General features: G+C 39.9%; 9 protein-coding genes and 1 pseudogene. 6 read left to right on the forward strand and 4 right to left on the reverse strand.

All coding sequences use genetic code 11. The features are described 5' to 3' along the window. Positions 1-112 precede the first annotated feature (112 nt). A pseudogene (locus H6G41_RS15415) lies at positions 113-520 on the reverse strand (alpha/beta fold hydrolase); the annotation flags it as partial. Between the two features lie 1,353 nt (positions 521-1,873). Between H6G41_RS15415 and H6G41_RS15420 the strand changes: the two are divergent. Continuing rightward, complete coding sequence (locus tag H6G41_RS15420) at positions 1,874-2,521, forward strand: hypothetical protein (protein ID WP_190747069.1); 648 nt, start codon at positions 1,874-1,876, stop codon at positions 2,519-2,521. Positions 2,522-2,552: 31 nt separating this feature from the next. Here the strand turns inward: H6G41_RS15420 and def are convergent, their stop codons facing one another. From def to H6G41_RS15435, 3 genes are all read right to left on the reverse strand, one after another. After that, on the reverse strand, positions 2,553-3,089 hold the full coding sequence (gene def, locus H6G41_RS15425) for a peptide deformylase (RefSeq protein WP_190747070.1): 537 nt from the start codon (positions 3,087-3,089) through the stop codon (positions 2,553-2,555). A 199-nt stretch (positions 3,090-3,288) separates the two neighbouring features. Continuing rightward, positions 3,289-5,133, reverse strand: a complete 1,845-nt coding sequence (locus H6G41_RS15430) for a bifunctional serine/threonine-protein kinase/formylglycine-generating enzyme family protein (protein ID WP_190747071.1) — start codon at positions 5,131-5,133, stop codon at positions 3,289-3,291. A 354-nt stretch (positions 5,134-5,487) separates the two neighbouring features. Beyond that, positions 5,488-6,213: an ABC transporter permease gene (locus H6G41_RS15435; protein ID WP_190747072.1), complete on the reverse strand. Its 726-nt coding sequence runs from the start codon at positions 6,211-6,213 to the stop codon at positions 5,488-5,490. A gap of 458 nt (positions 6,214-6,671) precedes the next feature. Between H6G41_RS15435 and H6G41_RS15440 the strand changes: the two genes are divergently transcribed. The 5 genes from H6G41_RS15440 (at position 6,672) to H6G41_RS15460 (ending at position 15,034) form a co-directional block, all read left to right on the forward strand. Then, on the forward strand, positions 6,672-7,757 hold the full coding sequence (locus H6G41_RS15440) for a glycosyltransferase family 4 protein (protein ID WP_190747073.1): 1,086 nt from the start codon (positions 6,672-6,674) through the stop codon (positions 7,755-7,757). Between the two features lie 242 nt (positions 7,758-7,999). Next, positions 8,000-12,064, forward strand: a complete 4,065-nt coding sequence (locus H6G41_RS15445; RefSeq protein ID WP_190747074.1) for a hypothetical protein — start codon at positions 8,000-8,002, stop codon at positions 12,062-12,064. Positions 12,065-12,116: 52 nt separating this feature from the next. After that, positions 12,117-12,758 (forward strand): SMI1/KNR4 family protein, encoded by a 642-nt coding sequence (locus tag H6G41_RS15450; RefSeq protein WP_190747075.1) that lies wholly within the window; start codon positions 12,117-12,119, stop codon positions 12,756-12,758. Between the two features lie 26 nt (positions 12,759-12,784). Beyond that, positions 12,785-13,918: a YbjN domain-containing protein gene (locus H6G41_RS15455; RefSeq protein WP_190747076.1), complete on the forward strand. Its 1,134-nt coding sequence runs from the start codon at positions 12,785-12,787 to the stop codon at positions 13,916-13,918. Between the two features lie 816 nt (positions 13,919-14,734). After that, on the forward strand, positions 14,735-15,034 hold the full coding sequence (locus tag H6G41_RS15460) for a hypothetical protein (protein WP_190747077.1): 300 nt from the start codon (positions 14,735-14,737) through the stop codon (positions 15,032-15,034). The last annotated feature ends 34 nt before the right edge of the window (positions 15,035-15,068 follow it).

Consider the following 15,068-nt stretch of genomic DNA (forward strand, 5'->3'; position numbering starts at 1 on the left):
TTTTAGCGATCGCTCTCTTCACCAGTTATATATAGTTCTCTTGTACTACTCAAAACACACCTCTACTTAGCACTTTTCTCTATTTAGATGCGTTTGCCCTGAGGGTGTAGGCGAGTTCTCCCCAGGTGGAGATTATATGATTGAATAAGGCATCACCCTTAGCTAAAGATGAGAGAAGTATTAGACTTTGTACCTTTTCGGGATGAGATAATGCTAGTTCTTGGGCAATATGACCACCCATTGAATGGCCTGCTAAATGTACCTTATCTACACCAATATGTTCCAGCAGTGCGGCGGTATCATTTGCCATTTGCCCAATAGTGTACGGACTGTCAGGGGCAGAAGTTCGCCCAAAGCCACGATTATCTAAGCGAATTACCTGATACTGCTTCGCCAATGCAGACATTTGCAATGACCAGTAGGTATGATCGCAAAAGTAGCCAGAAATTAATAATAAAGGTTCGCCTCTTCCTTTAATGTCGTAGAACAAATCAATTCCATTAACGCATACTTTGGGCATATTATTACCTTCTGCCTTGTTTTCCTAGCCAAAAAGAAAGTAAGGCGATCGCAATTCCTATAATCATCAAACAAGGAATATATAGCAGTCCTAAAATAATTGTGGCAAAGGCGGCGGTACCATTATAGTGTCTACTTTAAGTCTGATGAATCTTTTGATTCAGAAAATTTTATTACATTTCGGCTTGCGATCGCTTTTCCCAGATTCGCTGACTTGTCGGTTGTCAGTAGGGGCCGGTTTTGTGATCTCGATTAAACCTGCACCTGTAAAAATTCAGCATCCATATTAATTAAATTAAACTTACGTAACTACTAATTTTAGATATCAGATATCACTGCTGGCAATTTCACCTCAATAAATAGACTTGTTTAAATTTTAACCCTTTGGCATTTTGGCAACTATCTGCAAAATTACCTTGATATATTACATATATTACCAAGATGTTTACACTCATTACAGAAGACGGGGCCGCACCTGTCTTCTTGCTTTTTTGGTCTGTTATTTTTTGGCATTTTGGCAACTTTTGAAAATTTAACTATGCTATTTTCATAGAGCTTGTTAGGAGTAAACCGGATCAGACCTAAAAATAATCAGCAAATAACAGTTATTTTTGCTTCCTGAATATTCCTGACAAACTATTTAATTCGCTGTGTATTTTTTTCAGAGTCCAAGGTGTGTTACCTCTTTCAAGCTATCTGGGCGGGATAATACCCGTCTTTTATTTTGCGTTAAATTTGTGGGATATTAGTTTTATAACGAAATAGTTAATCGAGATAAAATACAGTATAGCTAGCAAAATCTTTTTTATACCAAGATTTATTTTTGTAGGGGTTTCACCTGCTTTTCATTACCCGTTTGTCTGTTGATTACAGGGAAATGGTATTACCTAAGTTATATTGTAATTTTGATTTAGGTATTATCATCTGTGACAAGATTTGAACACATCCTAGAGGAAGATGCCTAATAAAAAAATAAAGAGTAAATTTAATCGGGATGTTGTTATGCACTGGATTTATCAAAAGGTCTGGTAATCAGCCAAACCTTTTTTTTATTTAGCCATTAAGAATAGGATATTACCGAATTAAGGATGAAGTAATGTCCCGCTTGTGCGCTGGGACATTACTCGCGACAAATCGTCACCGTTAAGTCAGCGTTTTTTGTTAGCGTTAGCCGTACTCCTTCTCCTAACGGAGACGCTAACGCGAACGGAGAAGCAAGCTACGCGTAGTGTCTCGTTCGCCGTAGGCGTCTCGTAGAGAAGAGAAGGCTTTGGCGGAGCCACCGCTTGACATCAAGTGCGATCGCTACTAATACTATCTCCCAGAATCAAATCGCCAAATCAATGGGAGTAATATGGCAAAAACCCTCAAAGTCTTACCTAGCAGTTTTTTCAATTGTCTAGTTGGGGCATTATGGTTATTATCACCTCTAGCTGTGCAAGCACAATCGCAAAATCCTAACGCACCTCACAATCAAGCGGAACCAGGCTGGAGTTTGTGGCGATCGCAAGCAGAAGCTGTTAAAGCTGATTTTGATGCGGGTTTTTCTAATTTAGAGTTGGGGGGATATTTAGATTTTGAGAATGCTTGTAAAACTGATGCGGGATCTGATACAGAGATTAAGTACTGGTTTAGGTTGAGTAATTCAGTTCAACGCCTTGGTACGGGATTGGTAGAATCTGGCTGTTGGTTTGGCGGACGTTTTTTGCATACATATCGCAGCACTGCAATTAAAGCAAGTTTGCACAATGTTAATTGTCTGCGTGTTGACACTCAAAATAAAAAAAGCTTGGTAATTCGCCAAGAACCAAGGGTGAATTCTCGGCGCTTGGGAATAGTAGCTAATGGAAGAATTGTCAAACCAGATAGTTTCCCTGCTTCAATTGTCGAAGTGGATGGAGAAAATTGGATTGCGATCGCTTCTCCAAAAGAAGGTTGGATTTCTGATGGTAGTCTTGCTAGTTCGGGAAATCTCAGGTTATGTTCTGCGAAAAAGCGGTAATACCAATTCAAAATTCGGTAGGTATTACTTACTATAAAACTTGATTAACAATACGTTCTTGGTATTCTGCTTCTGTTATTTTATCCTCGTTACTTTCTAAACGATCTACAAACAAAATACCCTCCAGATGGTCGTATTCATGTTGAAAAATTCGCGCCACAAAATCAGTTAGTTCTTGTTGCTGTAAATTACCATTGCGGTCTGTATACTCTACTGTAATTGCTTGATATCTTGGCACAAATCCTCTAATTCCAGGAACGCTCAAACAACCTTCCCAACCTTTAACTATTTCGCTAGAATGGGCAATAATTTTTGGATTAATCATCGCGGTTGGTGCCATTTCTGGCGCATGGGGATATCTGGGATTAGGACGGGATGCAACAATAAATAAACGGTAAGATTCGGCAGTTTGTGGTGCAGCAATACCTACGCCATTAGCTTGCGCAACTGTGGTAATTAAATCGTCAATAAGTTTTTGAATTTCTTGGTTGTGAATATTATCAATTGATGTGGATTGCTGGCGTAGGATGGGATTACCTATTTGAATAATTGGCAGTAAATCAGACATTTAATAAACTCCTTTTTTAATATTTTTTAATATAGCAATTAAATTTTGCTATTCTTCAAGGTGCGTTGCGCTACGCGACAACACAACCTACAAGATTTTTAACACAATTTGAAATGTAGATTCAAGTTGAATAAACAATAAATAAACACGCATGATTTATGGGTGTTTATAACAGGTTGATGAGTTGTAAAATATAATTTTAACTATTTCCTTCCACAGAAAATACTACCCGAAAGCCACAAATTCTCAATCCACCGTCTGACTCATTCCAACTGCGACTGGCGCTGCGACAAAGTTCTGCGCCAAAACTCCAGGAACCGCCACGGAGTACGCGACGATGAATATCACCACCTTCTTCCCAAACTCTAGCGTCTGCGGGTGCGCCTTGATAATTATTGTGCCAAGGATCGGCGCACCATTCCCACACTAAACCGTGCATGTCGTACAATCCAAAGGCGTTGGCAACTTCAAAACTACCTACATTTGTGGTTTCTTTACGGTATTTGGTATCGCTATAACTACAGCTAACTAATTCCGGGGTAATGGTTTCCCCAAAGTGAAAGGATGTCTTGGTTCCAGCACGACAAGCATATTCCCATTCGGCTTCGCTGGGTAGACGATATTCCCGTCCGGTTTTTTCGGCTAATCTCGCACAAAATTCTACAGCTTCATGCCAAGATACATTTTCTACTGGACGATAGGGGCCTTTATTTTTCGAGGGGTTAGGATTTAATGTTTGTTTGACTTTCGGTAAGGCGGTGACAACTTTCCATTGTGCTTGGGTGACAGGATATTTCCCCATAAAAAAGGGTGCGACTGTAACTTTGTGCTGGGGACGTTCGTCAGCATCACCTTCAAACTCTGGGGAACCCATCATGAATGTACCGCCAGGAATTGAGACCATTTCCAGGGCGATCGCTTTTCCCAATTCTTCTGTAAAATATTTACTATACAGGCGATCGCGGTTGACTTCTCTACCAGCTGTGTCTACTGTGACAACATCAAATTCAAAGCTTTGTAAAGAAGGTAGGGGTTTGATGGCTTTTTGTTGTTTTGTCTTTGGCGTTCCCGATAGTAATAGTCGCTGGGAAATAGCGAAAATCTCTGCTTCTAGGGCTGATGTGGTGGTAGATTTTAAATCATTCAAGACTTCGTTAGCGGTTTGATATCTATCTTTGGGTAAATGTTGCAGCAATTTATCCAGTATTTTCGCTAACCCATCACTAATGGTAATGCCATGTTCTTGCAATTTTTCTGACCATAACCATTGAGCATTCATGGCATCATACAAATTATCTTCAATATTGCCATCACCATTTTGTAAGGGCAAACATTGAGTTAACAGACGCACACAAGTTACACCTAAAGCATACAAATCGCTAGCATGACAAGCAAAGCCAGCCATTTGTTCTGTGGGAGCATAACCAATTGTATAAATGACTGTAGCTTGTTTCGCTAAACTAGTTTGGGTTACCTGTTTCGCACCACCAAAATCGATTAATACCGGTTTACCATCACTATCGCGACGGATAATATTTTCTGGTTTAATATCCCGATGAATGACATTTCGCGCATGAATAAAATCCAGTACTGGCAATAAATCGGCTAAAAGTTGGCGAATTTCTTGTTCAGTAAAGCATTGTGCTTGAACTTCTTGTAATAGGGTTTTCCCTTGAATAAATTCTTGTACGAGATATAAGCTTGAACCTTGTTCAAAATAAGCTAAAAGTCGAGGAATTTGGGTATGATTTTCTCCGAGTTCATACAGTCGAAATGCTTCTTCTTTAAAAAATTCTGCGGCTTTTTTACGCTGTCCAGTTCCTTGAACTTGAGGAAAAAATTGCTTGATGACACAAGGCGCATCTAATCTATCTGCGTCTTCGGCTGCATAAGTTCTACTAAAACCGCCTTCACCTATTAACCTTAAAACACGGTAGCGGTTTCTCAGCATTTTGCCAAAGTTGTTTTGACCACAACTTATACAAAATATATTGTTGTCATGATTGAAGGGATTTGAGCAATTGGGATTTTGGCAGATTTGCATAATGTAGGGTAGGTAGCATCTTGTCCAAAGTTAGCCCCAATATTATCTAAAGTGAAAACAGGTTTACGGACAAATAAATAGGCACAGATTTAATCTGTGTAGATACTTAAATGATTTAATTCAGATGGAGCCATTGTATTTATTTGTTGAACTCTGTTTGTGACTTTTTAAATATGAGTAAATATGAGAGCAAGCATTTTTATCACATAAGAATAATAATAGTATTTTCATTTATCTGTCAACAGAATACTAGCTGTATTACGAAACACAGCTAATTGTAAATGCTATTAATTGCTGTCGCCAAATTCAAATCGGCTTGCTCAAAGCTTTTGGCTTTTTTTGAACTAGAAATTTTTAAACTTCGTCTCCGTAAGCGCGAATTAATTCTGCTACAAAAGCAACGAGAGCAGAGACTAAAATTAAAATAACGCTCAAAGCATTAATATCAGGTTTTACTCCTGTTCTAATCCGACTAAAAATTTCCATTGGTAAGGTGTTATAACCACTACCTGTGGTAAAACTGGCAATGAGAAAATCATCTAAACTCAAGACAAAAGCTAATAGACAACCCGCAATAATACCCGGCATTAACTGGGGTAATAATACTTTGATAAAAGCCTGTACTGGTGTAGCGCCTAAATCTAAAGCTGCTTCCTCTAGGTGGGGATTTAAGTGAGAAAGGCGCGAAGAAACCACCAAGCCGACGTAGGCTAGACAAAATACTATATGGGCAGCAATAATTGTCCACAGGCTTAAAGGAATGGCAAATGCCGCTAAAAACACTAGGGTGGCAACTGCGATCGCAATATCTGGAATAATTAATGGTAAATAAGCCATGCCTTGATACAATTTCTTGAAAGGAAACTGATAACGGGCTAAACCCACAGCCATTAACGTTCCCAATACTGCGGAAATCGCCACTGCACTAAAAGCAACTATTAAACTATTCTGCAAAGCTAAAACAATCCGCTCATCACTAAATAATTTACGATACCAATCAAGAGTAAATCCTTGCCAACTGGCGCTATAAGGCGATTTATTGAAACTATAAAAGGAAAGTACCAGTATAGGCAGGTACATAAAGATAAATATAATTACTGATAAAACCGCCTGCCAGACGACACGCGGTTTTTTTGAAGATGGAGAAATATTCACGTTAGGGTTTTGGGGATAAATTTTAATCAGCCAATAATTTTATGCGGATTATGTTTAAAAGTCAAGATTAACTAGCATTCGCAGTCAACACTCAACAATCAACATTTTACTTTGCGAATGATTTGTGAACGAACATAAACCGATAGATGTGGTACAGGTTCACTCAAAAAGCTAATTTTTACCTCTAAAGGAGAAGCAAATTTCCCTACAAAGATAGAAGAAAACACTTCAATTTAAATTTTACTATTCTCTAGTAATTCATAATTTGCTTGGCGTGCAAAAGGTGCTTTGGGCTTAGGTTGTATAGCTTAAAATTATGCATTAAATATGCAACTCACAAAGCCAAATCTCTCAGCCAAGACTAACTTTTTAGGAGGTTTGTGATGCGAATTGCTCAGATAGCCCCACTATGGGAGAGAGTACCCCCTCCAGCTTATGGAGGAATAGAGTTAGTAGTGGGGTTGCTGACTGATGAACTGGTGCGACGCGGACATGAAGTCACACTATTTGCATCAGGAGATTCTATCAGTTTGGCAGAGCTAGAATCAGTTCACCCCCGTGCTTTAAGACTCGATCCCAATATCAAAGAATATGGCATTTACGAGATGTTGCAATTGGGTTTAGTCTACGAGCGAGCCGACGAATTTGATATCATTCATTCCCATATGGGTTGTGCAGCTTTACCCTATGCGAATCTCGTCAAAACCCCTACAGTTCACACGTTGCATGGGATTTTTACGCCTGACAACGAAAAGATGTTTAAATATGCAAAAAATCAACCTTATATCAGTATTTCCGAAGCGCAACGCGAATACAGATTAGGACTGAATTATGTCGCCACAGCATATAACGGGATTGATGTCAGCAGTTATAAATTTCATGCGCAACCAGAAGATCCCCCTTACTTAGCATTTTTAGGGAGAATATCGCCAGAAAAAGGAACTCATTTAGCCATAGGAATTGCTAAACAAGCAGGTTGGCATTTAAAAATTGCTGGTAAGGTAGATGTCGTTGATGTGGAATATTATGAAAAAGAAATTAAACCCCTAATTGACGGCAAACAAATTGAATATTTAGGTGAAGCTGACCACGAGCAAAAAAATGCTTTAATGGGAGGTGCGGTAGCTACTTTATTTCCTATCACTTGGCGAGAACCATTTGGGTTAGTGATGGTAGAATCAATGGCCGCAGGTACACCAGTGATTGCCATGAACCTCGGCTCTACAGTCGAAGTCATCGATGATGGTAAGACAGGCTTTTTGTGTGAAAATGTTGATCAGTTCGTTAGTGCGATCGCTAAAGTCACAGACTTAGACCGTTATGCTTGCAGACAGCATGTAGAAAACCGCTTTAGCTTACAGAAAATGACCGACAGTTATGAAACAGTTTATCGGCAAATTCTGCAAAAGCGCTTTGGACAAAATGGTCGTTCCCATAGTTTAGCTGGTTTAGACAAGAGTCGCATTTAGGTGGATTATGCTAGTTCACCTTTTGAGTGAGCGAACAAAATAGCAGAAAATCAGCATCCTACTTTTAACTCCTCTTTAAACACACCACAGATATTCATCGCCGCCCATCGATGTTTATCTGTGTTTTTTTGGGAAAACAACAATTAGACTTTGGGCTAATTGCTTGATAAATGCGATCGCAGTATCCTAATTAAACTGGTGCAATATTGACAACTTGATTGCTGGGGCTTCAGGAGCAGACCATGAGAGAACAGGTAAGCCGGCATAAAAAAACTACTACAGGTTTCTCTATCCCCACTCTGAAAAACCCGGTACGCGGCTTTGGTTTAAACACATCTCAAACTTCTCCCCCAGCAGTTTCTTTATTACAACCCCTCAATCAGCCTCCAGGACACGACATTAGTCGCATATCATTGTTGCGTCCACAAACCCAGCCGGAAACTGAGCCAGCTAAGGAATTACAGCCCCAAGAATCAAAACCACTCCAGCCCAAATCTCTCCATATCACTCCCAAGGAAAACAAACTCTCGACAATTCAACGCCGGGAGAATTCCCCCAAACCCACTGAGGAAAATCAGTCAAAAAACTCAGAGGTGGGAGAATCCAAACCAGAAACCGAAAATAAAGAACAAAAAAATCAGCAACCGCCGATTAAAGAACAAGCTAGCGCCTCTCCCCCACCCAATAACGGTGATGGGGGTGCAAATCCACCGCCGACAAAAAAGGTAGATACCGCTGTCGAAGCTGCGGGAAATCCCTTGTCAGCCCAGAAACAGCCTCAGCCACAAGATATCCAAGCTAATCAAGGCAAAGGTAACAACCCTGGGGAATTACCAGGGGCTAATGTAGCTAATACCACTGATAAATCAGCCAATGTTCCTAGTGAAGGTGAAAAAGCTCCCGTTTCTCCAGACAATGACCCTGCATTTCAAGCAGTAGTTAGTAATACTAAACAAGTCGCCGGACAAGAAAAACAACACCCCACCGCCGCCAGCAAAGCCCAGTCCGCCCAAGCTGCGGCGGTTGCGCCTACTAATGAAGTAGACAGCAAAGCCCAAGCCAATCACGTAGGCGAAATGGGACAGGCTCCCACCCCAGGATTTGACGCCGTCGCCTTCAAAGCTAAATTGATGGAGCGGATTGCGGATATGGCTCCTAAAAATTTAGACGAAGCAGATAAATTTAAAGATAATAATAAACTTGATGCCGTCAAAGGCGATTTAAGTGGCAAAGTCAAAGAAGAACAGAAAAACTCTCAAGGTCAGTTAGAAGAGAAAAGCAAACAAAAACCCGATACCAGTGGGATTGAAGCCAAACAAGTTACCCCCCTACCGCCAACGGAACCCGGCGCACCGCCTACTGGGATAGGTGCAGATAAAGCCGCACCCAAATCTAAAGGACAGGGTGAAGTGGAAGCGCCAATCCAAACGGAGAGTAAAAAACTTGACCAGCAAATGCAAGAGGCGGATGTCACAGAGGAGCAATTAGCAAAATCTAACGAGCCGGAGTTTCAAGGCGCACTCACCGCCAAGAAAGAAGCCCAAACCAACGCCCAGGAAGCACCGCCCAAATATCGCCAGCAAGAGCAAACAATCCTCGCCACAGCCCAAGCTACCGCCACAGCCACCGCTCAACAGCAACTGCAAGCTATGCATGGTGTCCGTAGTCAAAACCTGGGACAGGTAGCAGATAAGCAGGTAGGGGCTAAGGGTAAGGATGAGCAAGCCAGAGCGAAAATTGCCGGTGATATTAATAAGATTTTTGATAAAACCAAAGCCAAAGTTGAGAAAACCCTAGGCGATTTAGACGGACAAGTAATCCAAGCCTTTGATGCAGGCGCGGCTGAAGCCAAGAAAGCCTTTGAGGATTACGTCAGCCAAAAGATGGACAAATATAAGAGCGATCGCTATGGTGGAATGTGGGGCTGGACAAGCTGGATTAGAGACCAATTTGCAGGTCTACCAGATGAGGTGAATGTCTTCTATCAAGAAGGTCGTCAGCTTTACATCCAACAGATGGATGGGGTAATTAACAAAGTCGTCGCTATTATCAGTCAAGGATTGACCCAAGCCAAAGCCGAAATAGCCACTGGTAAGCAGGAAATTCAAACTTATGTTAACCAACTACCCCAAGACCTCAAAGGCGTAGGCCAAGAAGCCGCTACAGAAATTGACAGCAAATTTGACGAATTGGAGCAAAGCGTTGATAGCAAACAAGATGAGCTAATTGATACCCTAGCCCAGAAGTATAAAGAAAACCTCGAAGCCGTTGATGCTCGCATTGAAGAGATGAAAGCAGCAAATCGCGGTTTAATTCAAAAAGCCTTCGACTTTGTGGTGGGAGTCATTAAGACTATCATCGAATTGACAAAAATGCTGTTGGAAGTTCTAGCACGAGTTGCTGGTGTAGTTGGGCAAATTCTCAAAGACCCCATAGGTTTCTTAGGTAATTTAATTCAGGCGGTGAAGCAAGGCTTCCTCAACTTCATGAAGAATATTGGGAAGCACCTACAACAAGGATTAATTGGCTGGCTAACTGGCACAATGGCAGAAGCCGGCATTGAAATGCCAGAAAACTTTGACCTTAAAGGTATATTTAGCCTAGCCATGCAGCTTGCAGGCTTCACCTATCAAGTAATTCGCGGCCAAGCTGTGAAACGACTGGGTGAAGACAAAGTTAGCTGGATGGAACAAAGTGTAGAGGTATTTCAAATTTTAGCTAGTGAAGGCATAGCGGGGATTTGGCAGTTTGTCCAAGATAGAATTGGCGACCTCAACACCTTAATTATTGAACCCATCAAGAACTTTATCATTGAAAAAGTGATTATCGCCGGGGTTGAGTGGGTTCTGAGTTTGTTGACACCCGCTTCGGCCTTTATCAAAGCCGCCAAGACAATTTACGAGATAGTCAAATTCTTTATTGAACGCGCCCAGCAGATTGCAGATTTAATTAATGCGATACTGGATGCAATTGGCGCGATCGCTAGTGGCTCAATCGACCAAGCAATTGCAGGTGTAGAAAATGCTCTCGCCAAATCTTTACCTGTAGTTATTAGTTTCTTAGCTAGCTTGTTAGGCTTAGGCGGTATAGCAGGTAAGATTCAAGCCATCTTCCGCAAACTGCGCAAACCAATGGAAAAAGCAGTTGATTGGATAATTGATAAAGGTGCTAAAGCTTTTAAGAAAGTTAGTAATAAGATTAAGAATAGCAAGTTTGGTAAGAAAGCTGGAAAAATAAAAGATAAAGCAGTAGAAAAATATAAAGCTGGTAAGCAGTGGGTTGAAGATAAAAAAGAAGCTGCCCAAAATTGGATGGAAGATAAGAAACAATCTGTTAAAGATAAGTTTAGTTTTGGCAAGGATAAACATAAAGCACAGGAAGAGCAAAGCAATCAAAAAAATACAAAAGATGAGGAACGAACTCATGAGGACAAAACAAAAGATTTAGAAACAGCCCAGAAACGATTACAGGGAATTATTTCTCAATCTGAAAGTACACAACAAGTCGAACAGTCTTTTCCTACTTTGAAGAAAGAATTTGGTCTCAAGAAGCTTGAGTGGGACAACTTAGGTACACCCTCAGCATCTGTCATTATGGAAATCAATCCTAAGGCAGTAATTCATCTTAATAACTCTGGTTTGGGTCTACTTAATGAAGGAGATACATCACATAGCAACCTCTTTAAGCAGGAGGTTACTTTTGAAACTCATAGCATTGATAACAAATACTTGGTTGGTAGCAAAATGGAAGCTACCAGATTAGGCCCAAATCACCCACAAGGAAGTCCTCCACTTGGGGGCGCACTCAATCCGCTAATGAAGAAGTTACCAACCGATCCTTCTTTATCGAATAATGCAAAATATGTAAAAGGACATTTATTAAATGATAATCTTGGTGGGCCAGGAAGCGCACAAAATCTTTATCCCATAACTGCTGACGCCAACAAGCAACATGTACAACAAGTAGAAAGTGTAGTGAAAAATTGGGTAAATAATCAGGGTTATTGGGTTTATTACAAAGTTGAAGTTGCCAATGAGAAAGCTGATATTGCCAATGGAGTAGTTAATGCTGATTTAATTTGTGAAGCAGCTAAACTTGATGTTGAGGGCAAAAAATCTTTTAAAGGAGCTTTTAAAACAACTGTACATTCTGAATTAACTCAAAATAAAAAAGATACCAAAAATGAACTCGATAAAGATGAGTATAGCGATAAAGATCCCATAAAAGATGCTTCATTTAATCCTAACCAAGTAGAAGTTTCCTCCGGCAAGAAAAGTAAAAAGCGAAGAATTGAAGAAGTAGAGTAGCAAGAATTAGTCAGAATATCTACTGCAAATAAAGCAAAAAATAGCAAGATTTATGAATACCACAAGTATTGTAGATAGATTTCGGGCGATGGTAGAGGAGCTAAGAAATAATCCATTAATTAATACGAATGAGATTGACTGCGAAATTAATCCCCCAGCCACAGAGGCAGAAATTAATGCAGCCCAAATGAAATTCAAACTGACGCCGGCAATGATGGATTTTTATCTTCAGGCAAATGGAATTAGAATTTATTGGGAATTAGAGGAAGAAGTAGAAGTCCTTGGAGGCAGATTAGCTGCTGGATATATTGATTTACTACCAGTTCAGGAAGTATATAAGGATTGGAAAAATATTATTTATTTTGATGCAGACGATCCTTGCAAACCTTTACATCCGATAGATTTTTTCATTGGTAATGCTTGTGCAGCACTTTATTTAGATGGCTCAAGTAACCCGGAAGTATATTATTATTACCGTGGTGAAAAAATGAGACCGCTAGGTGTAGATTTTGAAGGTTACTTAAATTTATTACTTAAATCGCGCGGTTTTTGGTATTGGCATCTAGCTATTGCTGGCCCTGAGAATGTTAACCTTGATGAACCCATGTCAATCGAAGAAAAAAACTTTAGAGAAATTATGCCACAAATTTTTTCCGACTTTCAATCATCAGATTTTCAACGGTTGAATACTTAATAAAGTGATTAAATGGTTAACTTTACATGGTTACAAAAACTGAAAATTATATTATTAACAAACTTTTCAAACTATACGACTCCTCTCAATCTCCCTTAACTGTTCGCGCTGTTACTTTAACCTTCACTAGAAAAGATAACGAACTCATCGCCTGTTGTCTTACCTTTGAAGTAACATTAGAACTCTATCAACGCATCGACACAGAAGCATTATTCAACCTCAAACCAGATGCTCGAAACCAGCTTTCATCTCAAAAATTTCTTGAAGCACCAAATATTACCATCGAAGCTAGTCTCAAACCCGATTTATTACCCCTGCTAACTGAATACACTGTCAATGATGAAGAAGCTGCAAATTACATTTTAAAAATCAGCCAAGAACAACCAGATCATCAACTCTTATTTACTGAAAGTTGGTTAGCTTTATCTGTAAAACAGCAACAAGAATCAGGGGAAATTGGGTATACAACTCTTTGGTCTTATATTAGTCCCGAAAATCTTGCTCAAGCTAGTAATTCTGGTGAGGAAATCGCTACAGGAATTGTCAACTTTTTTAAAGATTGGACGGAAGCAAATTTATCTGCGAAAACGCAAAAATCAGCGGCTAAAATGCTGCAAGAACTAGATAAATTTTTAACAGAAATATCAGATATTAATCCCGATAAAATTACCCCAAATATTGCGGCTGATTTACCAGAACATACTCCAGATGATAATCTGTTAGCCACCATCGTTAATTTCTTTAAAGCCGATGAATGGGCTTTTATGGAAATTCCCGGACAGCCAGCGTTACAATTACCATTCCAAGGCGAAAATGGTAAATGGAATTGTTATGCTAGGGCAAGAAGTGAACAAAAGCAATTTGTTTTTTACTCAATTTGTCCAGTTAACGCGCCAGAAAATAAACTGTTATCTATAGCTGAATTTATTACGAGAGCAAATTCTGGGATGATTGTTGGTAACTTTGAGCTAGATTTTAATGATGGCGAAATCAGCTATAAAACCAGCATTGATGTGGAAGGTGACAGACTGAGTTTTGCACTGATCAAACGAGTGGTTTACGCTAACGTGGCGATGATGGATGAATATTTGCCAGGGATTATGTCTATTATTTATAGTAATGTCACGCCAGTAGATGCGATCGCGAAAATTGAAGCATAATTAAAATAAGGCAGAGATCAGATGCCAGAGGGTAGAAGGGAAGGAGATTTGATTAAATTTACTGATTATTAACAAAAAACAGGGGTAGTGATTCACCACCCCTATTAAATTACAGCTTGGATAAATTAGAAATGCTCTGCGAACAGGCTAACTGCTACTCACAAATATCGTCAAGGCCAATCCCAAAATAATTGTCTTTCCACCTAGTACAAATGACCAGAAGCGGTAGTTTTAGCCAGCACAAAGTGCGCGCCATGTTGTCATGAGCAACTGGGAGACAAATTGAACAATGATTAAGTTTTAAGGTAATTTGAGAGTCGCTAAACCATTGTGGTTAGCTTGGGTAGGAGAACAAATGCCTCCGTTGTCGGAGGTTTGGCTCCCTTAATTATACCATTGACATCTGCCTTAGCCTCAAGGCATGAGCATTTCTCAGACATCGAGTATTGCGAAAATCCTAGGTATAACCCTTCATCAGCTAAAAAAGCGATCGCTTTTTTTGCGATGTAGCACTTTTCAACCTGAAAACAAAAAGCCCCCGGTTATTACCAGGGGCATTCATCTTTATTCCCACTAATGAGGATCGCATCTATTTGGCTATGATTCAAACCCTATATGTATATTTTGCATAATTCTAATGCACTAATTACAATTACTTGGCAAATTGGTTGAGTGGAATACAGATTTTGCCAGGATAAGTCCTACATATTTTTCTCTGATTCTTGATTCGAGTAACATAAGACAATAACTGCGATGCAATCTGAGTAACAGATGCAGTCGATAGCAACGTCAAAGTATGGTTCTCTACCTGTTTAAATGAGCGCAATCAGATATGTAACTTTTTTACTGCTACTGATACTTTCTTTCTCGGTAGCGCATCCAGCTAATGCTGCTGTATGCCAAAACTATCATGGACATCGTGTTTGCATTCTCAGTATCGAACGCAGCGCTAAAAATTATTGGGAATACAAAGCTGCTGTGAGCGTAGATGATGTCAAACAGCCGACGAAAGTTTATAACTGCCGGTCTCAAGTTAAAATTCTTAAAGATGGGACTTTTATACCATTTGCCGACAAAGACTCAGGTGAACTGATATGCCGTTTCTTCAAGCGCTAATGTTCATCGCTTCTGGGGGGTAAATACACCCCAG

Source organism: Tolypothrix sp. FACHB-123 (assembly GCF_014697075.1).
Classification (GTDB): domain Bacteria; phylum Cyanobacteriota; class Cyanobacteriia; order Cyanobacteriales; family Nostocaceae; genus Aulosira.